The 25,244-nt window shown below is 64.2% G+C and carries 23 protein-coding genes and 2 riboswitches; of the genes, 10 read left to right on the top strand and 13 right to left on the bottom strand.

Annotated elements, in window-relative coordinates; genetic code table 11:
* From PYR64_RS03145 to PYR64_RS03110, 8 genes are all read right to left on the bottom strand, one after another.
* Window positions 1-2,307 carry an FdhF/YdeP family oxidoreductase gene (locus PYR64_RS03145; RefSeq protein WP_018779579.1) on the bottom strand — a complete coding sequence of 769 codons (2,307 nt, stop codon included), beginning with the start codon at window positions 2,305-2,307 and terminating at the stop codon, window positions 1-3.
* 30 nt (window positions 2,308-2,337) lie between these two features.
* On the bottom strand, window positions 2,338-3,681 hold the full coding sequence (locus PYR64_RS03140; protein WP_275778289.1) for a molybdopterin molybdotransferase MoeA: 1,344 nt from the start codon (window positions 3,679-3,681) through the stop codon (window positions 2,338-2,340).
* Window positions 3,678-4,574, bottom strand: a complete 897-nt coding sequence (locus tag PYR64_RS03135; protein ID WP_275778287.1) for an NTP transferase domain-containing protein — start codon at window positions 4,572-4,574, stop codon at window positions 3,678-3,680. The genes PYR64_RS03140 and PYR64_RS03135 overlap by 4 nt, the downstream gene beginning before the upstream one ends.
* 42 nt (window positions 4,575-4,616) lie before the next feature.
* Window positions 4,617-5,117: an HNH endonuclease gene (locus tag PYR64_RS03130; RefSeq protein WP_039240018.1), complete on the bottom strand. Its 501-nt coding sequence runs from the start codon at window positions 5,115-5,117 to the stop codon at window positions 4,617-4,619.
* A 216-nt stretch (window positions 5,118-5,333) separates the two neighbouring features.
* On the bottom strand, window positions 5,334-6,116 hold the full coding sequence (locus PYR64_RS03125; protein WP_039240017.1) for an NlpC/P60 family protein: 783 nt from the start codon (window positions 6,114-6,116) through the stop codon (window positions 5,334-5,336).
* A 94-nt stretch (window positions 6,117-6,210) separates the two neighbouring features.
* Window positions 6,211-6,942, bottom strand: a complete 732-nt coding sequence (locus PYR64_RS03120; RefSeq protein ID WP_237567108.1) for a C40 family peptidase — start codon at window positions 6,940-6,942, stop codon at window positions 6,211-6,213.
* Window positions 6,943-6,946: 4 nt separating this feature from the next.
* Window positions 6,947-7,129, bottom strand: a riboswitch (cyclic di-AMP (ydaO/yuaA leader).
* Between the two features lie 124 nt (window positions 7,130-7,253).
* Complete coding sequence (locus PYR64_RS03115; RefSeq protein WP_018779573.1) at window positions 7,254-8,090, bottom strand: M23 family metallopeptidase; 837 nt, start codon at window positions 8,088-8,090, stop codon at window positions 7,254-7,256.
* Window positions 8,091-8,094: 4 nt separating this feature from the next.
* Window positions 8,095-8,335: riboswitch (cyclic di-AMP (ydaO/yuaA leader) on the bottom strand.
* A gap of 195 nt (window positions 8,336-8,530) precedes the next feature.
* The gene (locus PYR64_RS03110) at window positions 8,531-9,226 is read right to left on the bottom strand and encodes an iron dependent repressor, metal binding and dimerization domain protein (RefSeq protein WP_018779572.1); all 696 of its coding nucleotides are present in this window, start codon (window positions 9,224-9,226) and stop codon (window positions 8,531-8,533) included.
* 302 nt (window positions 9,227-9,528) lie between these two features.
* On the opposite strand from PYR64_RS03110, the gene serC reads away from it, so the two are divergent.
* Window positions 9,529-10,659, top strand: a complete 1,131-nt coding sequence (gene serC, locus PYR64_RS03105) for a phosphoserine transaminase (RefSeq protein ID WP_039240016.1) — start codon at window positions 9,529-9,531, stop codon at window positions 10,657-10,659.
* Between the two features lie 92 nt (window positions 10,660-10,751).
* Here serC and PYR64_RS03100 read toward each other — a convergent pair whose 3' ends face one another.
* Genes PYR64_RS03100 through PYR64_RS03090 form a run of 3 tightly spaced genes read right to left on the bottom strand, consistent with a single transcriptional unit; the run spans window position 10,752 to window position 13,118 of the window.
* Window positions 10,752-12,062: an MFS transporter gene (locus tag PYR64_RS03100; protein ID WP_275778282.1), complete on the bottom strand. Its 1,311-nt coding sequence runs from the start codon at window positions 12,060-12,062 to the stop codon at window positions 10,752-10,754.
* Window positions 12,063-12,105: 43 nt separating this feature from the next.
* Window positions 12,106-12,726, bottom strand: coding sequence for a DUF3027 domain-containing protein (locus PYR64_RS03095; RefSeq protein WP_018779569.1), 621 nt, complete (start codon window positions 12,724-12,726; stop codon window positions 12,106-12,108).
* An 8-nt stretch (window positions 12,727-12,734) separates the two neighbouring features.
* The gene (locus tag PYR64_RS03090; RefSeq protein WP_011773749.1) at window positions 12,735-13,118 is read right to left on the bottom strand and encodes a cold shock domain-containing protein; all 384 of its coding nucleotides are present in this window, start codon (window positions 13,116-13,118) and stop codon (window positions 12,735-12,737) included.
* 224 nt (window positions 13,119-13,342) lie between these two features.
* Between PYR64_RS03090 and PYR64_RS03085 the strand changes: the two genes are divergently transcribed.
* From PYR64_RS03085 to PYR64_RS03065, 5 genes are all read left to right on the top strand, one after another.
* Entirely contained in the window at window positions 13,343-13,558 is a 216-nt protein-coding gene (locus PYR64_RS03085; RefSeq protein ID WP_055973402.1) for a hypothetical protein, read from the top strand.
* 54 nt (window positions 13,559-13,612) lie between these two features.
* Complete coding sequence (locus PYR64_RS03080) at window positions 13,613-16,078, top strand: helicase-associated domain-containing protein (protein WP_018779567.1); 2,466 nt, start codon at window positions 13,613-13,615, stop codon at window positions 16,076-16,078.
* A 94-nt stretch (window positions 16,079-16,172) separates the two neighbouring features.
* The gene (locus tag PYR64_RS03075; protein ID WP_018779566.1) at window positions 16,173-17,831 is read left to right on the top strand and encodes a DNA repair helicase XPB; all 1,659 of its coding nucleotides are present in this window, start codon (window positions 16,173-16,175) and stop codon (window positions 17,829-17,831) included.
* A gap of 209 nt (window positions 17,832-18,040) precedes the next feature.
* Window positions 18,041-18,514 carry a hypothetical protein gene (locus PYR64_RS03070; RefSeq protein ID WP_018779565.1) on the top strand — a complete coding sequence of 158 codons (474 nt, stop codon included), beginning with the start codon at window positions 18,041-18,043 and terminating at the stop codon, window positions 18,512-18,514.
* A 12-nt stretch (window positions 18,515-18,526) separates the two neighbouring features.
* Window positions 18,527-20,596 (top strand): multicopper oxidase family protein, encoded by a 2,070-nt coding sequence (locus PYR64_RS03065; protein ID WP_275778279.1) that lies wholly within the window; start codon window positions 18,527-18,529, stop codon window positions 20,594-20,596.
* Window positions 20,597-20,621: 25 nt separating this feature from the next.
* Here the strand turns inward: PYR64_RS03065 and PYR64_RS03060 are convergent, their stop codons facing one another.
* A complete protein-coding gene (locus PYR64_RS03060) occupies window positions 20,622-20,840 on the bottom strand; it encodes a hypothetical protein (RefSeq protein ID WP_039240009.1) in 219 nt (72 codons plus the stop codon).
* 68 nt (window positions 20,841-20,908) lie between these two features.
* Window positions 20,909-21,832, bottom strand: coding sequence for a LysR family transcriptional regulator ArgP (locus tag PYR64_RS03055; protein WP_079581243.1), 924 nt, complete (start codon window positions 21,830-21,832; stop codon window positions 20,909-20,911).
* A gap of 69 nt (window positions 21,833-21,901) precedes the next feature.
* On the opposite strand from PYR64_RS03055, the gene PYR64_RS03050 reads away from it, so the two are divergent.
* The 4 genes from PYR64_RS03050 (at window position 21,902) to PYR64_RS03035 (ending at window position 25,238) form a co-directional block, all read left to right on the top strand.
* Window positions 21,902-22,543: a LysE family transporter gene (locus PYR64_RS03050; protein ID WP_064723384.1), complete on the top strand. Its 642-nt coding sequence runs from the start codon at window positions 21,902-21,904 to the stop codon at window positions 22,541-22,543.
* 83 nt (window positions 22,544-22,626) lie between these two features.
* Window positions 22,627-23,337, top strand: coding sequence for a response regulator transcription factor (locus tag PYR64_RS03045; RefSeq protein ID WP_026267426.1), 711 nt, complete (start codon window positions 22,627-22,629; stop codon window positions 23,335-23,337).
* Between the two features lie 2 nt (window positions 23,338-23,339).
* Window positions 23,340-24,803 carry a HAMP domain-containing sensor histidine kinase gene (locus tag PYR64_RS03040; protein WP_018779559.1) on the top strand — a complete coding sequence of 488 codons (1,464 nt, stop codon included), beginning with the start codon at window positions 23,340-23,342 and terminating at the stop codon, window positions 24,801-24,803.
* A 144-nt stretch (window positions 24,804-24,947) separates the two neighbouring features.
* Window positions 24,948-25,238 carry a WXG100 family type VII secretion target gene (locus PYR64_RS03035; RefSeq protein ID WP_018779558.1) on the top strand — a complete coding sequence of 97 codons (291 nt, stop codon included), beginning with the start codon at window positions 24,948-24,950 and terminating at the stop codon, window positions 25,236-25,238.
* The last annotated feature ends 6 nt before the right edge of the window (window positions 25,239-25,244 follow it).

Raw genomic sequence — 25,244 nt, 5'->3', positions numbered from 1 at the left:
TCAGGATCCGTTCTCCTCATGGTTTACAAAGCGCACAGTCATGGCCTTGTAACCGGGGGTGTTTGATTCCCGGGCCACCAGCTCACGGTGCACCAGGGCATTGGCTTCCGGGAAGTACGCCGCAGCGCATCCCCTGGCGGTCGGGTAACCGATGAGCCGGAACTTGTCGGCCCGGCGCTCCGTTCCGGCGAAGGTGGAGATGACATCCACCAGATCACGGTCATTGAAACCCAGCTCCGTCAGGTCGTCCGGGTGGACCAGGACCACCCGGCGCCCATCCGAGACGCCACGGTAACGGTCATCCAGGCCATAGAACGTGGTGTTGTACTGGTCGTGGCTGCGCACGGTTTGCAGGATCAGGTGGCCTTCGGGCGCTTCAAGGTACTCCAGCGGCCGCACGGAGAACCGGCCCTTTCCGATATCCGTGGCAAAGGTGCGGGAATCACGGGGCGGGTTTGGCAGTACGAAGCCGTTCTTGGTCCGGACCCTTGCGTTGAAGTCCTCAAATCCAGGTATGACGCGCGAGATGTGGTCCCGGATCACGTCGTAATCCTCGGCCATGGCCCGCCAGTCCACGCTGTGGTCGTCACCAAAGGTGGCCTGGGCCATGCGGGCTACGATCACGGGTTCGCTGAGCAGGTGTTCGGAGACCGGTTCCAGCCTGCCTTGTGTCTTATGGATGACGGACATGGAGTCTTCCACCGAAAGGAACTGCTTGCCTTTGGGGTGCTTGTCGTCCGTGTCGGTCCGCCCCAGTGTCGGCAGGATCAGCGACGTCCGGCCATGGACAATGTGGGCGCGGTTGGGTTTGGTGGAGATGTGCACGGTCAGCCCGGCCCTCTTCAGGCCCTCCTCCAACGCCGCCGTGTCCGAGCCGGCGGCGGCAAAGTTCCCGCCCATGGAGACGAACACGTCCACGTCTCCCTTTTCCAGGGCGTGCTGTGTTTCCACGGAGTCGTAGCCGTGGTCCCGGGGCATGTGGAAGCCGAATTCCTGGTCCAGGGCAGCCAGGAAGGATTCCTTGGGTTTCTCCCAGATCCCCATGGTGCGGTCGCCCTGCACGTTGGAGTGGCCACGAACCGGACAAGCACCAGCGCCGCGCTTGCCGAAGTTGCCCTGCAGCAAGAGCAGGTTGATGATCTCGCGCAGCGTGTCCACCGAGTGCGGCTGCTGGGTCAGCCCGAGCGCCCAGCAGATGACCGTGGCCTTGGAAGCTGCCATCATCCCGGCAACCTTGGTGATCTCCGCGCGCGAGAGTCCGGTGGCCCGTTCTGTCTCAGCCCAGTCCAGCACGGAACGCGCTTCCCGGTAGGCGTCAAAGCCTTCGGTCTGGCTCTCGATAAAGGAATGGTCGACGACGGTGCCCGGGTTGCGCTTCTCTTCCTCCAGGAGCAGGTGGCCCAGGGCCTGGAACAGCGCGAGGTCGCCACCGACCTTGATCTGGAGGAACTCATCGGCAATGGTGGTGCCGCCACCGATCACGCCATTGAGGGACTGGGGGTCCTTGAAATTCAGGAGTCCGGCCTCGGGAAGCGGGTTTACGGCCACCACTTTGCCGCCGTTGTTCTTGCAGTCCCGCAGGGCGGACAGCATCCGCGGATGGTTGGTGCCCGGGTTTTGGCCCACTACCAGCACCAGCTCCGAGTGGTGGATATCCTCCAGCGAAACAGTTCCCTTGCCGATCCCGATGGTGGGGTTCAACGCACTGCCTGAGGACTCATGGCACATGTTGGAGCAGTCCGGCAGGTTGTTGGTGCCCAGGCTTCGTGCGAACAGCTGGTACATGAAGGCGGTCTCGTTGGCTGTCCTTCCGGAGGTGTAGAACACACACTTATCCGGGGTGGTGGCATTGATGTGTTCGCCGATCAAGGCGAAAGCATCGGTCCAGCTGATCGGTGAGTAGTGCGTGTCCCCCGGCCTGATGACGACAGGCTCGGCGATGCGGCCCTGGCTGCCCAGCCAGTACTCGGTTTTGCCTTCCAGTTCGGCAATCGGGTGTTCAGCCCAGAATCCGGCACCGACTGTACGGGTGGTGCTTTCCTCGGCGATGGCTTTGGCGCCATTCTCGCAGAACTCTGCCGGGCTCCGCCTGCCGGTGATCGATTCCGGCCACGCACAGCCGGGGCAATCGAAGCCGTCATGCTGGTTGACCCGCAGCATGGAGCGGACAGTCCGGGTTACACCGGCTTGGGCATAACCGCGCTCGAGGGCGACCGTGACGGCCTTGACACCTGCTGCGGCTCGTTTGGGCGGATGGATTTGCAGGTCATCTTCATTGATGTCCTGTTCGGGAGCGTGCCTGTTCATAGGTCCATCATTGCATCTTGCATCCTGCGCTCAGGCGTCCAGTCCGCTCCAATCGACAGGACCAGCGGGAGCCTTGCGCGGGGGCCGGGCCTGCGTCTTCCGCGGTTTGTCCTCCGGCGGCTTCGGCGCGGGCAGCGGCTTCGCCCAGGGCAAAGGGAAAGCAGGGACCAGTTCCCCCAGCTGGACTCCATGGGGAGGCACAATCATGACCCCGTCAGCGCCGGCCAATCCCCGCATCATTCCCGGACCTGTGTGCTGGGCCGGCGACGCCAGGCCATAGACCAGCCTGAAGGGCATCAGACGCGTTCGCCCCGGATCAGCATCGATGGTGGTGCCGCACGGCACCTCTCCCACGTCAGCCGGGCGGGCATGTCCGAGGGCTGCAAGCAACGGCGCCCCGACAGTGAAGAGAGCCATCATCGCGGCCAAGGGGTTGCCCGGCAGCCCCACCACGAACCTTCCATCAGGAAGTTCCGCCAAAACGGCCGGGTGCCCTGGCCGCATCGCGATGCCATCGATCAGCAGGCGGCCGCCGAGTTCGGCCACGGCCCTCCGGAAGTGGTCCGTTCCGGAGCGCCCGGTCCCGCCGGTCGTGATGACGACGTCGGCCGGCGGCTCTGTTTCTGCGTCCGGTCCGCCTGGTTCCGGCTCAGTATCCTGAAGCGCGGCCATCCATTCCTCGTAGCTGTCACCCACCCGGAGTTGTTCGCCGGCGATTCCGCCGAGGAGTTCCACTACTGCACCTAATTGTGGCCCGAAAGTGTCCCTGACCTGACCCGGTTGCGGGATGCCGCGCTCCACCACTTCCGAGCCTGTCAGGAGGAAGCGGACCAAGGGCTTTCCCAGAACATCCACGTGATCCAGGCCGGCAAGGGCCGCTAGGGCAATGTGCGCGGGGTTCAGGCGTGTTCCGGCCTTGAGCAGGACGTCACCTTCGGCCGCTTCTTCTGCGGCCTTGCGGATGTGCTGGCCGTTGCGGGGCTCCCCCGGCTTGGCGGCGCCGCCAAGCACGAGAACCGGCAGGCCGTCGTCGTCGGTGGTGATGATACCGCTCTCGCTTCGCAAGACAGCCTTGGCGCCGGGCGGAATGAGTCCGCCGGTGACTATCGGGCTCGCTTGGTGGGGCGCCAGACGCTGACCGGGTTCACTGAGGATCCACGGGCCGCTGCCGTTCACTGCCCACCCATCCATCGCGGAGGAGGCGTAGTGGGGCATGTCCTGGAGAGCCAGGGCATCAGAGGCCAGGGTACGGCCAAGGGCTTTTGCCAGCGAAACCGGCCCCGGGGGTATGGGCGTGGCGACGTCGAACGCGCGCTGCCGGGCCTCCTGCCATGTGTGTGCCGCGTGGTGGCCCTCGCCGGGGGCCTCCGTCATTCGGCGTCAGTCCCGGTCTCCGAGTACTCCTTGGCGATTTTGCGGGCCAGGTCCAGGGCCGCTTTCATGGAGGCGTCATCGCTGGCCTGGCCAATACCACGGGCCATTCCCGCCGCGAAGCCGGCAATGAAGGTGGTGAGCGGCGCGGCCGGGCGAACCACCGAATGCGCGGCCACTCCTGCCACGGCCAGTACCTCGTTGATGTCTATTTCCACGCCCTCAAGCTCAAACGCCTGCAGCAATATGCGGCACCAGTCCTCGAGCGTTTCTTCCTGGCTCTTCACGTCCGCCTCCAACTCGTAGTCAATACCCAGCACCGCGGCGTCCTCCCACGTATCCACGTCGTCTGTGGACCCCGCGGGGACGTCAACGTCCAGCAGGTTCAGCCTAGCAAGCAGCTTGAACACTGAAGAGTTCGTTAACCCGGAACCCCGGATGGCCGAGGCCACCTCCCGGTCCAGAGCGGCCGTGCTGTAAATGCCCAACAACGGCTGCTTCCGCCCGTCAGTGGATACCGCCATGACACCCTCTACCCCGGGGTGCCCAGCGAGCACTTCCAACAGGCGGCCGATCCCCTGCGATGCCTTGGGCATATCGCAGGCCAAAACCAGTGTCCAGGGGGATCTCATCCCGGCCGTATCAAGTGCCGACAACCCTGCGGCGATCGCCGCTGCCGGGCCCGCATAGGCCGGCTCCTCACGCGCGAGCAGCACGGATCCGGGCAAATGCACTCCGTGCTCGCCGGGACCCACCACTACGGTGGCCGCAGCAGCCCGGGCAGCCTCCAGTGCGTGCGAAAGGAGGGTGCCGCCGTCGTACTTCAACGTGGGCTTGGGCACGCCACCGAGGCGGGTGGCCCTGCCACCCGCCAAAACAACGGCGTTGAACTCCATCCGCCCAGCGTACCCGGACGGCGGGAGGTCAGCAGAAATCGATCAGGCAGCGGATTCCGGCAGAAGGAACGGGTCCCAGTCCGGCGCAGGTTTCTCGAGTTCTTTGATCTGCCACATGGTCCCCTGGGGCACACCGGGTTTGAAACGGAGTTTCCAGCCCATTTCGGCAAGTGTGTGGTCGCTCTTGGCGTTGTTGCATTTCAAGCACGCCGCAACCAGGTTTTCCCAGGAATCCGCGCCGCCCCTGGACTTGGGGTGGACGTGGTCTATGGTGTGGGCTGTTTTCCCGCAGTAGGCGCAACGGTGACCGTCGCGGCGAAGAACCCCGCGGCGACTCACGGCAGTGATCTTGTTGTACTTGGGGCGGATGTAGCGGTTAAGGAGGATCACGGAGGGGCGTCCGAGAATCTCCTGTGGCCCGACGACAGGCTCGTCGCCTTCGGCCACTACGCTTGCTTTCCCAGTGAGCACAAGGACCAGCGCCCGGCGGAATGTTATTACCGCCAGCGGTTCATATCCAGCATTCAGAACGAGTGTGCGCATGCACGTACCTCTTCACGGCCGCACCCGTCAGGGGCACGAGGGCCGGCTGCCCTCTGCATGTACGGGCTGTGGATCGACAACACAAGGGTAAGCACTTATATGCCGTATCAACGAATTTATTTGTCGTTTCGCTCACAGTGTCGGCAAAAGTTCACGCGTGATTAAAGCAAAACACCCCGCAGGCATCTGCCTGCGGGGTGTTCCGGGAGCTGATTGTCAGCCGTTGACGCGGATGAAGACCGGGCCGGAGCCGACGTTGACGCTGAACAGTGCCGTGGTGGATCCGTTCCATCCACCGTGGACTGCCATGCCGTTGCCGACGTACACAGCAATGTGTGCCTGTCCGGCCAAACCGCCGTTGGCGTAGTAGGCGAGGTCGCCGGGCTGTGCCTCGGCTGCACTGACAGTGCGGCCAAGCGACAGGTAACCGGCGGGCCAGTCGTGGAAGTGGATTCCCACTGCTGCCAGGGAGTTGGTGACCAGCATGGTGCAGTCCTGCGTGACACCGAGCTGGGCGTACGCGGCGGCAGCAATTGCTGCGCCGAGTCCGCTGGACGCAGCCGGAGCAGCGGGTGCAGGGGTGGCAGTGCTGACGGCCACTGAGGCGTTCGTGGCCGGAGCCGCGGTGGCGGTGGACTTGGTCGATGCCTTGGCCTCAACCTTTGCCGGAGCCTCTTCAACCACGGGAGCCGGAGCTTCCACGGTGGTGACCACGGGACGCTCGTAAGAGATGGCAACCGTGGAGTCCGCAGCGATGGTGGCCTGGGCAACAGACTGGACATCGAGGGCGGACGTCGACGTCGATTCGCGGTCGACATTCGTCTCAGCAGCATTGGCAGCGATACCGCTGGTCAGCACCAAGCCTGAAGCTGCGGCGATGACTGCTGCCTGGCGGCCGACGCCACCGGCGTTGACGGTGACGGCCTTTGCGATGACGGCAAGCGAGCTGGTCTTGGGGGCCTCAGCGCGGTGCCGTGCAACTTTGTGTGCACTGGTCATTGTTTTCTCTTTCGTATCCGCAGGCAGTTGGGGTACCTGTGGGTAGTGGGTCAGCTGGCAGGGGTACGTCAGCCGGCCCCGAATCGGGTTGTTTCTAGCGGAGGGTGAAGAACGAAGACGTGCCGGTGGAGGCCACGGAGTGCAGCAGGGTTCCCTGGCCCGGGTTCAAAGCACTGATCATCATGCCGTTGCCGACGTAGATGCCTACGTGCGCACCGCCGTTCTGCATGACCAGGTCACCGGGCTGGGGGGCGCTGGTGGGCTTCATGGCCGTCCAGGCGTTGACGCGGGGGATGCTGATGCCGGCCTGGGCGTAGACCCACTGGGTGAAGCCGGAGCAGTCCCAGCCGCTCGGAGTAGTGCCGCCCCATACGTAAGGCGAGCCGATTCCTGTGTAGGCAATCGCTGCGAGCCCGGATGCTGCCGCGCTGGAGGCGGACTCCTTGGCTTCGGAGGACTGGGCAGTGACTGCAGTAGCTTCATCCGCCGTGCGCTCTGTGACCAGGGCCGCACGCTGGACAACCTTGGGGGCTTCCTTGGTGGCCACGACGGGGCTCTCGAAGGAGACGGTGGCAGTTGGCTCTGCAGTGACCACTGCGGTGGCAGCCAGCTGCTGGGTGCTGGAGACTTCCGAGGTGGAGACGTCGGTGTCAGCGGCGTGAGCCGGCAACCCGACAGTAAGGACGAGGCCTGAGGCTGCTGCCAGCACGGCGGCCTGGCGGCCAACGGTACCGGCGTTCGAGGAAACAGCCTTCGAAAGAGTGTTCAACGGGTTCGAACGAACCGATTCAGCGCGATGGCGCGCAGGGGTAGTGCGTGATGACACGTAGGTAGCCTCTCCCAATGCCTGCGAGGTGAGCTGTCGGATTCGGATGGGAGTCATCCGGCCGCGCTGCTTCACTGGGAAACTTTGCGACTTAACCCCAAGGCCTTCATTCGAAGACCAGAAGTGGTTCCCCCGCCCCTGCCAGACGATTTTGCGAACGGACCTCGAGTGGTGGCAGAGCTAGGCAATCCACTCAAGTGCACCGGCCCCCTAAAAAGCCGATGCGCTCTGAAGGTTATAACAATTGAAAGCGAATGTCACATTCAGGTCACGAGGCCTGTCATCAATGCGAGAGAGCACCATCAACTGGCTTAGAGCCAGCCCATGGGGTCAACGACCTCGCCGTTGACCTGTACTTCGAAGTGGAGGTGGCAGCCGGTGGAGGCGCCTGTGGTGCCGCTCAGGGCTACGGTGTCCCCGCGGTTGACCGTCTGGCCCACCTGGACGTTGAAGGACGACAGGTGGTTGTACGTGGTCTCCAGGCCGTTGCCGTGATCCACAACCACGCGGTTGCCTCCGCCGTACTCGTGCCACCCGGCAAAAGTCACTTTGCCTGCTGCAGCTGCATGCACGGCAGTTCCGCATTGGGCCACGAAGTCCTGGCCGCGGTGGAAGTCGCCGGTGCCGCCCGTGAGGGGGCTGACGCGGTAACCGAAGGGGGAAGCGGTGGTGAGCGTGTCGAGGGGGCTGCCGAGGGTGCCCACGGAAGAAGCACGCTGGATGCTGCCGGCCGACTGGGCGCTGAGCAGTTGCTTCAGTTTTCCGTCAGGGTCCGCAGCGGTGGCTACAGCTGCGCGGCTGAAGTCGATTTTGGCTGATGCTGCCGCGGAAACCTCGGGCTGGCTTCCCACAGTGCCGCCAACGGCCAGGGCAGATTCGGACTGTCCCGATTCCGAGGTGGCCATGACGGGGCTGGTGGCCGGCAGGCCGACAGTCAGGGCAAGTCCGGTGGCGGCAAGCGCAACTCCGGCCTTCTGCCCGACGCCACTTGCTGCGGCGAAGTCGGCAACCTGGCGCAACGGGCTCTTACGGCGGCGCACCTGGCGTTCGGTGTCGCGGGGCCGGATCTCCGTTACGACGCGGGCTGGCCGCAGCTCAGTAGCGGGGCCGGACGCACGGCGGCGGCCCCTGACGTTCTGCGATGTCAAACTCTGTTCCTCTCTGAAAAGCCTGCGAAGTTAGCTGTCGGATTCGGGTCAGAGAGTTCAAAGACCCGGTCCGCACGAAGCGCTCACGGCACACAGGTATCCAAGGAGGGACTTGCATCAATGGGCACTTCTGCTGCGGACTTCACCCCAAGGCTGCTTCTTTAGACAGCCGCTTGTGGTTCCCCCGCCTCTGCCAGTGGTGATGGTTCACCCGATCCGCTGGCAGAGCTCGGCTCCGGATCAGGTAACGCTTTGGTATCAGCGCTAGTAGATAACTATAGGGGATTAAGGCCCTTGGTAATAAATTCGTTATCAACAGAAAGACGCCTGCGGCGGCGGGCCCTTATCATCAATTTCGAAAAACCGCAGGTCACACGCGCGCCAAAGCCCCTTAAAGTGAGGTTTGACACTGCCGGGAGGGTTGTCGGACCGGAAGGCTGTCAGTTGAGGGACACGAAGACGTGCGCTGCAACTTCAGGCGGGAGCTCCAAGGCTCCTTCGATGCCGGGCACCCGGACGGAGATGTACTCGCCCACGCGCTCGAGGGAGACCGGCGCCCCGGGCCGGATTCCGCCCTCATCCAACTGGGTGAGCAGTTCCGGCTCCACCTGGATGGGCTCGGCCAGCCGCGTGACGACCACCCGGGAGTCGGAGGCGTAGCCGTCCATGGCCTGCAGGAGGTTCACGTCGATCCGGGGGAACTGTGTTCCGGCCATGCCTCCCAGTGCTTCCAGTCCCGGAATCGGATTTCCGTAAGGTGACTCGGTGGGATGCTCAAGCAGTTCATAGAGCCGGCGCTCCACGCGCTCACTCATCACATGCTCCCAGCGGCAGGCTTCATCATGCACGTACGCCCAGTCGAGTCCGATGACATCGGCCAGGAGCCGCTCAGCCAGACGGTGCTTCCGCATGACTTCGGTGGCCCGCTTGCGTCCGACTTCGGTCAGCTCCAGGTGGCGGTCGTTGGACACAATCACCAGGCCATCGCGCTCCATCCGGCCGATGGTCTGGGAGACCGTGGGGCCGGAGTGCCGCAGGCGTTCGGCTATGCGGGCCCTGAGAGCCACGATGTTTTCTTCTTCAAGCTCCAAAATGGTCCGAAGATACATCTCAGTGGTATCGATCAGATCCGTCATCCAGCTCAGCTCTCCTCGAACGCAGTTCTTGCGTAATCTCCACCGTACCGCGTCCCATACCGGGGTGGGCGGTGCCACCGCCACCCTTTGAACGCCAACCCCCAGCCTAGCTTATTTGGAATTACTCCGGATAATTCCGGACCCATTGCGGTCGCATCTTGTTCGTCCGCGTTCCACGTGGCGGACTATGACAGGGGCAGGTTCCTGCGCGCGGGCCATGTCAGGCAGAATTGGGGTGTCGAAGGGGCAGCTGACGCCACCTGCCACGACCCATCTTGAGCCGATACCCTTTGGAGCCACACGTGAGCGACAACAGCATCACCATACCCGCCGACCTCCTGCCGAAAGACGGACGCTTCGGCGCTGGACCGTCCAAGGTCCGCCCGGAACAGCTCGAGGCCCTGTCTGCCGCTGCCACCACCATCCTGGGCACCTCCCACCGGCAGGCTCCCGTCAAGAACCTGGTGGGTTCCGTCCGGGAGGGCCTGAGCCAGTTCTTCCGCGCCCCCGACGGCTACGAGGTTGTCCTCGGCGTCGGTGGTTCCACCGCGTTCTGGGACGTCGCCGCGTTCGGCCTGGTGGACAAGAAGGCCCAGCACCTCTCCTTCGGCGAGTTCGGTTCCAAGTTTGCCGCCGCCACCAACAAGGCACCTTTCCTGGATGCGTCCTCCATCATCAAATCCGAACCCGGCACCCGTCCTGCCGCTCAGGCAGAAGCCGGCGTTGACGTGTACGCGTGGCCGCAGAACGAAACCTCCACCGGCGTCGCGGCTCCCGTAAAGCGGGTCCAGGGAGCCGACGAAGGTTCGCTGGTCCTGGTGGACGCGACCTCCGCCGCCGGCGGCCTGGACGTCGACGTCTCGGAGTCGGACGTCTACTACTTCGCGCCGCAGAAAAACTTCGCCTCCGACGGCGGCCTGTGGCTCGGTCTTTTCTCCCCCGCCGCCTTGGAGCGGGCCGCCCGCATCAAAGCCAGTGGCCGCTGGATCCCTGACTTCCTGGACCTCCAGACAGCCATCGACAACTCCAAGCTGAACCAGACGTACAACACGCCGTCGCTCTCCACCCTGGTAACGCTGGATGCCCAGGTGCAGTGGCTGAACAGCAACGGCGGGCTGGACTTCGCCAGCAAGCGCACGGCAGATTCGGCCAACCGCATCTACTCATGGGCAGAAGCTTCCGAGTACGCGACGCCGTTTGTCGCCAACGCCGAAGACCGCTCCAACGTCATCGCCACGATCGACTTCGACGATTCGATTGACGCCGCCGCCATCGCCAAGGTCCTGCGGGCCAACGCCGTGGTGGACACCGAGCCGTACCGCAAGCTTGGCCGCAACCAGCTGCGCATCGCCACGTTCGTGGCCATTGAACCGGACGACGTCTCGGCCCTGCTCGCCAGCATCGACTACGTGGTGGGCGAACTGAAGAAGTAGCTCCCTCAAAAAAGGATCGAACGGAGCCGCCTGGGTCATGCCCGGGCGGCTCCCCCGTTTAAATCCCCCACGTTTAAATCCCTCAAGGCGCCTTAGCGGACCGGCCCGGCGCCGCCGTCGCCGTCTTCGGTAACCGGACCGGACAGCAGCGACTCCACCCGGAAATGCCGCAGGCCGCGGGCCCTGCGATCGAAGCGGAGGCGCAGCTGCTTGGCCCTGATGATCCACACCAAACCCACGACGGCGGTGCTGACGCCGGCTACGGCCGCGACGCCGACAGCCCAGCGGGGGCCGCCCACGTTGGCCACCCAGCCCACCAGCGGAGCGCCAATTGGTGTGCCGCCCATGAAAATAGCCATATAGAGGGACATCACGCGGCCACGCATGACTGCCTCGGTGGTGGACTGTACGTAACCGTTGGCGCTGGTAATCAGGGTCAAGGCGAACAGGCCACAAGGGACCAGGGCGAGCCCGAACATCACGGCGTTGGGAGCCAGGGCTGCGAGGGCACTTGCCACGCCGAAGCCACCGGCTGCAGCGAAGATCAGCCTGAGGCGGGGCCGGCCACGGCGCGCGGCCAGCAGCGCCCCCGTCACTGAGCCGATGGCCATGACGGAGTTCAGCAGCCCGAATGCGCCTGCATCCATGCCGAACTGCGTACCCACCATGGCTGCGATGAACAGCGGGAAGTTAAGTCCGAAAGTGCCCACGATGAAAATGGCCACCAGGACCACCTGGATATCGGGCCGGCTCTGCACGTAGCGCAGCCCTTCCCGGATTCGTCCCTTCCCGGCGGCGGCACGGGGTTGGGCACGAAGCGACGACACCGGAATCAGCTTCAATGCCACAAGCATGGCCACGAACGAGACCGTGTTGATAAGGAAAACCCAGCCGGGGCCCACCACCACCGTCAACACGCCCGAGACCGCGGGTCCGATCATGCGTGCCACGTTGAAGGAAGCGCTGTTGAGGGCCACCGCATTGGACAGGTAGTCGTCGGTAACCAGCTCGGAGACGAATGTCTGGCGCACCGGCGCGTCCAGGGCAGTCACGATTCCCAGGAGCAACGCGAAAATGTACACGTGCCACAGCTCAGCCACGCCCAGCAATACCAGGATGCCCAGGCCGGTACTGAGCAAGGCCATGGCTATGAGCGTGATGAACAGCAGCTTGCGGCGGCTGTAGCGGTCGGCCAGCAGGCCCGCCCAGGGCGCAAGGAACAGTTGAGGCCCCAGTTGCAGGGCCAAGGTAATGCCCATCGCCCCGGCGTCATGCGCTGTCAGATGGTCAAACACCAGCCAGTCCTGGGCTGTGCGCTGCATCCAGGTCCCGATGTTGGATATCAGCGCACCGAAGAACCAGATGCGGTAGTTGAGGATTCCGAGCGACCTAAACGTGGACATCAGTGTCCGCCATCCATTGAGTCACCCAGTGTTTCCGCAATGCTTATTCAGCCCCGGCTTCGTCGCTGTCCACAGCGATGTCTTCGTCCCCGGACTCGTCCGGTTCGTCGTCGTCTTCGGCGGCCGGGCCGGTTGCCTCGTCTTCGGCAGCCTGCACGGACTCTTCGGAAACGTCACTTTCTGTCTCCTCCACCAAGGGTGTCTCGTCCTCGGGCCGGACACGCTTGGCCCAAGGCACCCACTCCGGCGCCAGGATGGAATCCTCGGAAGGCAACAGCCCGAGCTCACTCACAGTGACGATCTTGGAACGCGAGTTGCGGGTCACCACGGCATACCACTGCCAGCCGCCGTATCCGGCAAGCCTGGACTCAAACAGGTGGGTGACCACTCGGTCACCTTCGGATTTGGCGCCAAGGTGCGCGCCCACCTCGCCCGGTTTGGCGATGCCCTCCACAGCCTCACGGGCAGTATCGACGGCGGCTGCCAGGAAGGCGTCCGGCTTGCCTGTGCGCCACACGGGCAAACCGGCACGCGGCTTGGTGGCCGTGGGCTTCCGCGCGGGAGCTTCCCCGTTGCCAGGAGCCTGGGCACCACGAGGACCTGCCCCGGCGTTATCCAGGACATCCTGTGCGGGCGTTGTTTCCTGTGCGGATTCCGAGGTCATGGCCGGTCCTAGGCTTCCAGCTCGTCGGCAACCTTGCGCAGCGCCATGCTGATGGCCTTGGCCTTGTTGCCATCGGGGTACTTGCCGGAGGACAACGAACCGGAGAGGTTGTCCAGGACGGTGACCAGATCCTGCACCATCGGAGCGAGGTCCCTGGCATTCATGCGCTTGGCCTTGGCAATCGACGGAGTCTTCTCCAGGACGCGAAGTCCCAGTGCCTGGGCACCGCGGCGGCCGTCGGCGACGCCGAACTCCACGCGGGTACCGGCCTTGAGCTCCGTTACGCCCGCAGGCAGGGACGTCTTGGGCAGGAAGACTTCCTGGCCGTCTTCAGCTGCGAGGAAGCCGAAGCCCTTTTCCTTGTCATACCACTTGACCTTGCCGGTAGGCACGTAATCAACCTTCTTCGTTCTTGCTGTGGGAGACACGCCGGGCCGTTACCGCATCCGCAGATAGCTACGGGATCGAGGGTGACAGTCCGGTCCGTGTTGGTCTGTTCCTTCAAGGTTATCCTGCCGGACCCCCTAATCCCGCTTTGTCGGCCATGCACGGGCCAGCTGCGGCTTCATTTCCTGCGGCGCGCAGCCCCGGACTCTCTGCTGCTAGCGTTGAAGGCATGACTTCCCCGGGTTACCGCCGCCCCCTTATGATTGCCGCCGTCGCCATTGCCGCCTTTTCCCTGGCAGCTGTTGCCGTGGTCATAGCAGTGGCATATTACGGTGGCGTGGCGCCCGTTTGGGTTACCTCCACTGCCCTTTATGGTTTGCCTGTGGCCTTCACGCTCGCGATGGTTCTGATGCTGGACGCAGTCCGGCAACGCCGCCGGCAGTAGGGCGGCCGGCCCAGGATCGGGCACGAGTTGCCGCGGGGCGGTAACGTTGGATTGATGTCCCTTATTCGCGCGCTCAGCAAGGAACTGGAAGCGCGCAGCGACAATTCGCTGCGGGCCTTGTTTGCCGCGCGGCCTGATCTCATTTCCCCCATGGCGCCGGACTTTGCGGCATTGGCTGCGAGGGCGAGCGCACGCGTCAGTGTGCAGCGGGCACTTGAACGCCTGAACAAGCCGGAAATGCAGGTCCTGGAAACCCTCCATCTGTGTACCAACACCGATACCGGGCACAGCGTTTCGGCGGCAGGGTTGAAGAAGGTCATCGCCGGTTCCACTCTTTCGGCCTTGGACCCGATCCTCGCAAAGCTGCAGGAGCTGGCCTTGATCCACCGGGCTGACCCGCCCCAGGGTTCTCCGCCCACCTCGTCGCGCCAGCGTTTCTACCTTCCGGTGGGCAGCCTCAAGGACGTGATCGGCATCTACCCGGCTGGACTGGGCAGGAGCTACACGGAACTTGTGCGGTTGCAACCCGCTTTCGCCCAGCGGGTGGTCCAGTTGGTCGCCGAGCTGCACCAAAGCGGCCTGGGAATCCATCCGGCCAGCACACCCATGGATGCGGCCCTGGCCCTGCAGCGATGGACGGCCACTCCCGAGAACCTGCGGGCCATCCTTTCGTCAGCGCCCGAACGGACGCTTGGCCTGCTGAACAAGTTCGGCAGCTGGGCCATGGGCGCAGTACCCCAGGCACAGCGGCGGGCTTCCGTCACGCACGAAAGCCACGACGTCGGGCCCATTGACTGGTTGCTGGCGCGCGGCCTGCTGGTTCCCCTGGATGCCGGCCACGTCGAATTGCCCCACAGCGTGGGCCTTGCGCTCCGGGGCGGCGCCATCATTGACGACTTCACTCTTTCCCCGCCGGTTCCGGAGTTGGGGCACACCAGTGCGGCACTGCGGCGCAACGCGGCCATGGGTGCCATCGCGGAAACACTGCGGTTGGCCAACGAGCTGCTGTTCGCTGTCCGGGAGCAGCCCCTCACCACGCTCCGGAGCGGTGGCGTGGGCGTCCGGGAACTGCGTCGCCTTGCCGAGTCGATCCGCCTGGGTGTGCACGAAACGGCGATTCTCCTGGAGCTGTGTGCCTTGTCCGGCCTGCTGCGCCTGGACGTCGACAGTTCAACGTGGATCCAGCCGCCGTCCCTGGAATGGCTCAGTCTGCCCCGGCAGGAACAATGGCTGTGGCTGGTCAATGCCTGGCTTGCCAGCGAGCGCGCCCCTTCGCTGGTGGGGCAGCCGTTGACGGGCCCTTCGTCCTCGACGGCCCATCATGGTGCAGCGGGCACCACCATCAACGCCTTGTCCGCGGAGGCCCAGCGGCCGGATGCCCCGGTGGTCCGGCGTCGTGTCCTTGAAATCCTGAACGAGCTGACCGTCGAGGCAGCCGCGCCCGACGGCAAAGCACCCGTCCTGGACGCCAGGGCCGTACTCCAACGCGCCGAGTGGGCTCAGCCGAGGATGTCCCGCCGTTTCAGCTCCCTGGTCCGCGGCATCCTCGAAGAGGCCGCCCTGCTGGGTTTGATGGGTTCCGGGGCGTTGACGCAATTGGGCTCAGCCATTGCCGATGCCCAGCCGGAGCAGGCCATCACCATCCTCGGCGAGCATCTGCCGGCCGCCGTCAACCACATCCTCCTGCAGGCCGACCTGACGGCCGTCGCCCCGGGCTACCTGGCTCCGGAGCTCAGCGAGACGCTGTTGCTGATGGCCGACGCCGAAGGCCAGGGGCCGGCGTCGATCTACCGTTTCTCTGCCATCACCATCCGCAGGGCCCTCGACGCCGGACAGGACGCGGAGTCGCTGTTGGCTTTCCTTCGCGAGCACTCGGCCACCGAGGTACCCCAGCCATTGGCGTACCTCATCCAGGACACAGCCTCCCGCCACGGCCGCCTCCGGATCGGAACCAGTGCCAGCTTCATCCAAAGCGACGACGAAACCGCCATCTCCGATCTCCTGCAGGAAGCCAGGACCTCCGTGCTGAGCCTGGTACGCATCGCCCCCACCGTGCTCACGTCCTCGGCCAGCCCCCGTGAAACGGCCCGCGTCCTGCGCGAGCTGGGACTTTCGCCGGCCGTGCAGGAGGCCGAACCCGCCGTCGTGCGTTTCAAGCGGACCACCGCGGTGCCGGGCAGCGCGCGGCCTGTCTACACCGCCCCCAGGACCGCACCCCCGGACGACGACGTCGAGGCGCAGCTGACGGTTCTTCGTCAGCACCGCGGCGTCCCGGCCGAGGCGACGGGCGAGGCATCCACGCAGCTGGGCCTGGAGACGCTCCAAACCGCGATCCGGCTCAAACAGGCGGTCACCATGAACGTGGTGGACAGCCTGGGGAATGCCAACACCGAAACCGTTGTTCCTGTATCCGTCTCCGGCGGACGGGTCAGGGTGTTCGATCCTGCCAAGGACACCGAACGGGTGTTGTCCATCCACCGGATCATCGATGTGGAACCCGCCGGAGAAATGCGTTCATGAAAACAGCGCTGCCAGCCAAACGGCGCTTTGACGGTGCCAAGTGAGGATTCAGCTGTGAACGTGAGGATTCAACTGTGAACGTGAGGATTCAGCTGTGAACGACGGTCCCCTGATCGTACAAAGTGACAAAACCATACTGCTCGAAGTCGACCACGAGCTCGCCACCGAAGCCCGGCACGCCATTGCGGCCTTCGCCGAACTGGAGCGCGCCCCGGAACACATGCACAGCTACCGGCTCACGCCACTGGGCCTGTGGAATGCACGCGCTGCGGGCCTGGACGCCGAGCAGGTACTCGATACCCTGCTGAAGTACTCGCGCTTCCCCGTGCCGCACGCACTACTGATCGACATTGAAGAAACCATGTCCCGCTACGGCCGCCTGCGGTTGGAGAAGGACCCCCAACACGGCCTGGTGATGCGCACCGACGACTATCCGGTACTCGAGGAAGTCATCCGCGCCAAGAAGATCGCACCCTTGCTGGGGCCGCGGATCGACGGTGAAACCGTGGTGGTGCATTCCTCGCAGCGGGGACAGCTGAAGCAGTTGCTCCTCAAACTGGGCTGGCCCGCCGAAGACCTCGCTGGATACGTTGACGGGCAGCCACACCTCATCATGCTGGACGAGAGCGGCTGGCAGCTGCGGCCGTACCAGAAGCTGGCCACGGAGAACTTCTGGGCCGGCGGCAGCGGCGTCGTCGTGCTCCCCTGTGGTGCCGGGAAGACACTGGTGGGCGCGGCAGCCATGGCGACGTCCTCCACAACAACCCTGATCCTGGTGACCAACACTGTTTCGGCGCGGCAGTGGAAGGACGAACTCCTCAAGCGGACGTCCCTCACCGAAGACGAAATCGGTGAGTACTCCGGCTCCGTCAAGGAAGTCCGGCCCGTCACGATCGCCACCTATCAGGTCCTCACAACCAAGCGCGGGGGCCTGTATCCGCACCTGGAACTCGTGGATGGGCACGACTGGGGACTCATCATCTACGACGAGGTCCACCTGTTGCCTGCCCCGATCTTCCGCATGACGGCGGATCTGCAGGCCCGCCGTCGTCTGGGCCTCACCGCCACGCTGGTCCGTGAGGACGGCCGGGAAGGCGAAGTCTTCAGCCTCATTGGTCCCAAGCGGTACGACGCGCCATGGAAGGACATCGAAGCACAGGGTTACATCGCACCCGCGGACTGCGTCGAAGTGCGGGTGGACCTCCCCCGCGACGAACGCGTGGCCTACGCCATGGCCGATGATGCCGACAAGTACCGCCTGTGCGCTACCTCCGAAACCAAAACCAAACTGGTGGAAGACCTGGTGGCCGTCCACAAGGGCGAGCAGTTGCTGGTGATCGGACAGTACATCGACCAGCTGGATGAAATTGCCGAGCGCCTGGACGCGCCCCTGATCAAGGGCGAAACCACTGTCAAGGCCCGCCAGAAACTCTTTGACGCTTTCCGCAAAGGCGAGATCCAAACCCTGGTGGTCTCCAAGGTAGCCAACTTCTCCATTGATCTCCCCGAAGCGTCCGTGGCCATCCAGGTGTCAGGTTCCTTCGGTTCCCGGCAGGAAGAGGCGCAGCGGCTGGGGCGCCTCCTGCGCCCGAAGCAGGACGGCAGGGCTGCCCGGTTCTACTCACTGGTGGCCAGGGATACGCTCGACCAGGACTTTGCCGCCAAACGCCAACGGTTCCTGGCCGAACAGGGCTACGCCTACCGGATCATGGATTCAAAGGATGTCGGCAAGGACGTGGGTCAGGAACAGTAGCGGCCCTTCCGGGAATGTACCTCAGGACCCTTGCTATTCACCTCCAGCGAATTTACGATTCCTAGTGAAGCTCTCCGCCCTACGTGGTTGCCCTTGGTCCAGGCAATCCGGCGGCCAGCCGTCGGCGGTGGGGGTAGCCCGCAGCCAGGGAGCCGGCGGTTCGAAGGCCTAGAAGAATCCGAAAAGAAGTTTTCCCCAGAGGATTCCCCATGCGTAAAGCCCTCCTGGTCATTTCCGCAATCGTCCTGTTGTCAGCACTCGCGCAGTTGTTTTTCGCAGGATACTTCCACTTCCAGAACACCATTGAAGCCCAGCGTGAAGCGGGCGTCTTCCACGTGATGAACGGCCAGTATGTGCTGCGTTACTCGGCGCTCCTCGCCGCCATTGTGGCCGCCATCGCCCGGATGGGCGCCCGGACAATCTGGCTGGCAGCCGGAATTTTCCTGCTCTCCTGGGTCCAGCTGTTCATTTTCATCATCGGCGGCATGTTGACCGGTTCTTCGGAAGACTTCATCACCCCTGCCGGATCATGGGTTGTCTCCATCCACCCGATCACCGGTGTGCTGATGATCTTCATGTCCTACTGGCTCTTCAACCGCGCACGCGCAGCGGCCCTCAATCCGCAGCCGTTGCCTCCGAAAGCTGCTGCTTCGGATGCTTCTGCCTCCTCCAGCGCAGCCTGAGCAAAGGCAGCTGTGAATACCTCGCAGCTGCTGGCGGTGGATTTGGTGTTGTCCATCCTCGCGGCCGCAGCCTGGACGGCTGCCGTGTGGATGACTGTTGTTTCAAGCACTGACCCCAAGCCGGGGCCGCGCCGCGGGATTGACCTGGCTTTGCTGTTGGTGGGTATTGCCGTGATCGTGACGGTGTCACGCTATGCCTTGCTTCCGTCTTTGGTGGCCGGCGGTTGGTGGTTTGCCAGCGAACGCATAATCATCAGTCTGCCTCTGACCGCCATCCCCGCGGCTTGGGCCGCGATGGCCGGTGTTCCGTTCTTGCTGAGGAGGCGGAACACCGGCGCCAAACCTGCCAGGGCCCGGTGGTGGTTCGGGCGAAGCCGCCGAGGGGCGGTGATGGCAATGGTGGCGGCGGCCTCGTCCGCTGCCGCCGCACTGGTTCTAGTCCTGGTCCTCGGACCGTTCCCCGCACCGTGGAGCATCGCAGTACTACTCTTCATGGTGGGCGGAACAATGCTGATCGCCTGGATCGCCCTGGGAAAGCCGGCCGGCACCGGCGTCGCGCGAACCCATGGCAGACGTTCGACGACGGCGTCGGCCGCCGTGTCCGCCCTTATGCTTTGCACAGTGTTGGGGTCGGGAGTCTTTGCATGGCTCGGGAGCCGCTCCGCCGATGGCGCGGCGATAGCCGCCGCTGTAAGCCATCACCGCGGTAACAGCGCCGCCACGGTCGCGGACCCGACGCCGGTGACCAGCCTTGTGGGTGAGACACCCAAAGATGCGGTGGTCCGGCACTACGAACTGACCGCCCGGGTGGAGCAGCTGACCCTGCCATCCGGACGAACCATGGAAGCCTGGACCTTCGGGAGCGTTCCTGGCCCGATGATAGAAGCCACGCTGGGCGAGGTAGTGGAGGTGGTTCTCAAGAACCGGGATGTCGCCGTCGGTGTGACTGTCCATTGGCACGGCTACGACGTCCCCAATGCCATGGACGGAGTGGCTGGAGCAACGCAGGACGCAGTGATGCCTGGCCAGTCCACCACCTACCGCTTCACCGCAGCACAGGCCGGTACGTACTGGTATCACACACATCAGGATTCGGCCGAGGGGGTCCGCAAGGGCCTCTACGGCGCATTCGTCGTGCACCATCCCGCGAAGGTCCGTGCTGACACGGATATCGTGGTGGCGGGGCACGACCTCAGCGGTCTGGGGTTGCTGGGCTCCTCAGACCGCAGCAGCGAATACCGGGCCGCCCCGGGGACGAGTGTGCGGGTGCGACTGGTGAACACCGATTCCTTGCCCCAGCGCTACCTTGTGGAAGGCACGTCCTTCAAGGCCGTGGCCGTGGACGGTACCGACGTCAATGAGCCCGGGGACATCAAGGGAAAGTTGGTGCGGCTGGGAGCGGGCGGCCGGGTGGATGTTGCGTTCAGCATGCCGGACTCCCCCGTCACCCTGCGCTCGGATTCGGCAGCCGACGCCGTGGTGGTCATTGCCCCACCCGGATTCCCCACAACGGCCCAAGGGCGGGCGCCGTCAGGCGTTTTTGCCACCACTCCTGTGCTGGACCTTTTGGATTATGGCAGTCCACTGTCCGCCGGGAATACGCTGGCCGGGACTCCGACAGAGGCGTCCGGTTCACCTGCCTCTGCTGTCACCCGCGAAGAGGTAGTGGTGCTGGACCGGCAATTTCGTTTTGTCGATGGTGTCCCGCGGTATGCCTTCACTGTGAACGGGGCGGCGTACCCGCTGGTGCCGTCCATTGAGGTGGCGGAGGGTGACACCGTGAAAGTGACGGTGGTGAACAGGACCGCCGAACCCCACCCGATGCATCCGCACGGTCATCACGTACAGGTCCTGAGCAGGAACGGCGTGGCACCCAGCGGCTCACCACTGGTCCTGGACACCGTGGATGTGCTGCCCGGCGAAGTATGGGAAGTACTGCTGCATGCCGACAACCCGGGAATTTGGATGGATCACTGCCACAATCTGGATCATGCTGCCGAGGGCATGATGATGATGCTCAAATACGAAGGCGTGTCATCACCGTTCGTCCACGGCGGCCACGCCGGGAACCGGCCCGAGTAAGGCGTTCAGGCGACCTGCCAGGGGTTCAGGCGACCATCCGGTTTGAGGGCGTGGTGTCCACTTGGTCAATGACGGCCCAGGAGTCCGCGTCGCGGAGCTGCGCACTGGCGAAGCGTTCTGCCTCCATGAGGTCCTGGAAGTCTTCACGCCGGACCCGTCCGGTGTCCGTGTCCAGGTAGGTGACATGGAATTCGACCTCACCGGTGAGGTGATGGATGCTGACTGGAGCTGCTGTGTTTGCCATGTTTTAAGTGTGGAACGGGGCACCGACATTTTTGGAAGCATCGGCGGGCGTGTTCGGATTTAGCGTCTTCAGGACTGGCGGAGGTATTGTGCCGACACCCGGCGGACCGTCTCGCTGAGCGTGTCCAGTGCAGAGGACGCCGTGCGCCACCGCTGCCAGTACAGCGGCACATCGAAAGGCTGCTCCGGAGCGAGCTCGATCAGCCGCCCGTCCGCAATGTCGGGACCGCATTGGACTTCCGGGATGAGACCCCAGCCGAGTCCCAGCCGGATCGCATCGCCAAAGTCCTGGGATGCCGGCACATAGTGGCGCGGGCCTTTCCTCTCGGGAACCGGCCGCCCCTCGGCGTTGATCACGGACTGGACGAAGGCCCATTGGTAGGTGTCTTTGCGGTCGAAGTCCACTGTTGGCGCAGCATTGAGTGCTGCGCCGTCGAGGCCCTTCGGAAGGCCCGGAAACCAACGTTCCACGAACGTCGGAGCGGCCACGGGGAGGTACCGCATGATGCCGAGGCTTTCGACGCGGCAGCCTTGGACGGGCTCGGGCGTGGCCGTCACAGCAGCCATGACCGTGCCTGACCGGAGCAGCGACGTGGAGTGCTGCTCGTCGTCACGGTGGAGATCGAACGTGACGTTGAGGCTGCCGGGCACTTGGGCAAGCGCCTTCAGGAACCACACCGCCAAAGAATCCGCGTTGACCACGATCGGCAGGGCCAGTTGGGGCTGGCCACCATCCAGACCCAGTTCCTTGCCCGCGTCCGCTTCCAGCTGTCCCACCTGCCGCGCCAGCCGCAGGACAACCTCGCCGGCTTCAGTTGCCAGTGCAGGGTTGCTGCGTTGCAGCAGGACCCGGCCCGTGGATTGTTCCAGTGCTTTCAGCCTTTGGGACACCGCCGACGGCGTGATGTGAAGCATGCGCGCCGCCGCTTCCAACGTGCCCTCGGAGAGGACAGTGGCAAAGGTCAGCAACTGTTCGGATGGAAACTGGCTCATAAGCTCAGCTTACGCAGATTCAGAAACTTTAGCTGGTCTTAGGCTTGGTACCGCCGTAACTTCGGGAGGGTGACTTCCCTTGACTACTTCCATTCCGCAGGCCTCGGCCTGGCCACGGGTCTTGCCCTCATTGTTGCCATCGGCGCCCAGAATGCGTTCGTGCTGCGCCAAGGCATCAGGGGCGAACACCTCGTCCCCATCGTCGCTGTGTGTGCGCTTTCGGATGCCGTCCTGATCGCGGCCGGAGTCTTCGGTACAGGTGCGCTGATGACGGCAGCGCCTGCCGCCGTCGTCGTCCTCCGCTATGTAGGGGCCGCATTTTTGGTGACGTACGGCGTGATGGCGGCCAGGCGCGCCATGCGGCCGCAGTCGTTGACGACGGGCGAAAGCACCAGTGGTAACGGTGGTACCGGCCGCAAGGGCGGTGCCCTGGCCGCGGTAGCCACCGTCCTCGCACTGACCTGGCTCAATCCGCACGTCTACCTGGACATCGCCCTCATCGGCTCGCTGGCGAACGCCCAAGGCAGTCCCCTGCAGTGGTGGTTCGGGGCCGGCGCCATGGTGGGCAGTATCCTCTGGTTCTGTTCCCTGGGATTCGGTGCGAGGTTCCTCCGCGGCTTCTTCGCCCGTCCGTTGTCCTGGCGGTTCCTGGACGGCGGGATTGCCGTGACCATGGTGGCGCTGGGAGTCGGGTTGGTCCTGCAGGCATAACCAACGTGACACGCCGTTGGCACTTGGGGGGCTCACATGCAGCATTCAGAGAACTCCCAGTTTCTGGGAGCACTATGGGTGTCATGAAAAAGAACGGTCCTGAAGCCAAGCTCCTTGTGGTTGACGACGAGCCCAACATTCGCGAGCTTCTTTCCACGTCTCTGCGTTTCGCCGGCTTCGAGGTGGTGGCCGCGGCCAACGGTCGCGAAGCCCTCGCCGCCGCCGACCTTCATGCCCCGGACCTGGCGGTCCTGGACGTCATGCTTCCGGACATGGACGGTTTCACCGTCACCCGCCGCCTCCGCGCGGCCGGCAAGCACTTCCCCGTGCTTTTCCTGACCGCGAAGGACGACACTGAAGACAAGGTCACCGGCCTGACGGTGGGCGGCGATGACTACGTCACCAAACCGTTCAGCCTTGACGAGGTTGTGGCCCGGATCCGCGCCGTACTCCGCCGCACGCAGCCGCTGGAGGACGATGACGCCGTCATCCGCGTTGATGATCTTGAACTCGACGACGACGCGCATGAGGTGCGCCGCGGCGGCACCGTGATCGAGCTGTCCCCCACCGAATTCAAGCTGCTCCGCTACCTGATGCTCAACCCCAACCGCGTGTTGTCCAAGGCCCAGATCCTTGACCACGTGTGGGAATACGACTTCAACGGAGATGCCTCGATCGTCGAGTCCTACATTTCCTACCTTCGCCGCAAGGTGGACATCGATCCCGATGCCGCAGCCCTCATCCAGACCAAGCGTGGCGTGGGCTACGTGCTGCGAACGGCAGAGAAGCGCTGACCTTGCTGCAACGCTGGAAGTCGGCTTCCCTGCGGTCGCAGCTGGTAGCCATCATCATGTGCCTGCTCCTGCTTGCCCTCGCGGCAACCGGCGCGGGTACCCTGACGCTCGTCAAGAGCTACCTGCAGGGCCAAGTCGACGACAAGCTCAAGGCCGCTGTCGCCTTGGCCCAGGACCGCCAGTCCTTCGACAGGCTGACCGAGCCTAACAGCGCCGTGCCCGCAGACACCGCGGTTCCCACGGACTATTCCCTGACGCTTTACGTCCCTGACCTTGCACCGTATCCATTCGGCGGCAGCCAGAGCGATCGTCCGGCGATTTCCAACATCACCCCGCTGGAAGCGAAGCAGCGCGCCAATGCGCCCTTCCAGGTCAAGGGAACCGCCGGAACCAACTGGCGGGTTGTTGCTGTGGGAGTCGTGGCCAACGGGCAGAATGGCGTGGTCATCATTGGGCTGCCGCTGACTCCCGTGGACAAGGTCATGGAGCACGCCGTCCTCGTGGTGGTGGGCGTCGGCCTGCTAACGCTGGTCCTGGCGTTCTTCATAGCCACCTGGACAGTTGCACGGTCCTTCCGCCCCCTGGCCAAGGTGGAAAAGACCGCAGCGGCCATTGCCGCAGGCGACCTCTCCCGCCGTGTGGAAGTAGACAATCCGCATACCGAAGTGGGCAGGCTCGGCGGTTCCCTCAACGCCATGCTCGCCCACATCGAAGCCTCGTTCGCCGCACGTGCCGCCTCTGAGGGCCGGATGCGCCGCTTTGCCGCGGACGCGTCCCACGAACTGAGGACTCCCCTGGTGACTATTCGAGGCTTCTCCGAGCTATACCGGCACGGAGCCCTCTCCACCGAGGAAGACGTGGCCATGGCCATGGGGAGGATCGAAAGCGAAGCCAAGCGGATGGGCTCAATGGTGGAAGACCTGCTGCTTCTGGCGCGCCTGGACGAACAGCGGCCGCTCCAGCTCAAGCCTGTAGACCTGCAGCTCCTTGCCCACGACGCGATGGTGGACACCAAGGCCTCCTCCGGCGACCGGACCATCACCCTCACAGGTCTCGACGGCGATGCCCCCTCTGCGGCGCCGGTCCAGGGAGATGAAGCGAAACTTCGCCAAGTGATTGGGAACCTGGTGGGCAACGCCTTGCGGTACACGCCGGAGGGAAGCCCGATTGAGCTCGCCGTCGGCGTAAGCACCACTCCCGCCGGGAAAATGTCCGTCATTGAGATCCGCGACCACGGGTCCGGGATTCCGGAGTCGGAAACCAACAAGATCTTCGAACGCTTTTACCGGGCAGACACCTCGCGGACCCGGGAAACCGGTGGCAGTGGCCTGGGACTGGCGATTGTGGCGGCGATCGTCGGCTCCCACGGCGGCTCGGTGCAGGTGACAGAGACCGACGGCGGCGGCGCCACTTTGGTGGTCAGCCTCCCCTTCCGTGAAGAACCGGCCGAGGTGCCGTCCGCATAGTGCTTTTGCACATAGCAGTCTTATCCACATAGCGATGAAGGGCCGTTACGGGCTGCAGGCGCAGCCCCTAGGCTGAATGCAGTGGCCACGCTTCCCAAGCAGCCCGCGCATACGGCGGGACATCTTCATCGAAAGGCACCATCCATGACCGTCATCTCCGTTGATACCGAGCTGCTGCAGCTCAAGTCCGCCAACGTCAAAGGAACTGTGGACCGCATCAGTACAGACGTGCACACCATGAGACGCGGCCTGGAAGAACTGCAGGCCAGCTGGAAAGGCTCAGCGGCCAACAACTTCCAGGCCCTCCTGGTGGAATGGTCGCTCACCCAAAGCAAGGTCGAAGCCTCTCTGGATTCCATCACCATGGCATTGGCCTCGGCCGCAACCAGCTACTCAGAGGTGGAACAAGGCAATACCCAACGCTTCGCCTACTAGGATCCA

Origin of the sequence: Paenarthrobacter sp. Y-19 (assembly GCF_029223985.1) — a bacterium.
Lineage (GTDB): Bacteria > Actinomycetota > Actinomycetes > Actinomycetales > Micrococcaceae > Arthrobacter > Arthrobacter nicotinovorans.
Note: the sequence above shows the minus strand (reverse complement) of the source record. Positions and strands in the feature narration are given on the sequence as shown.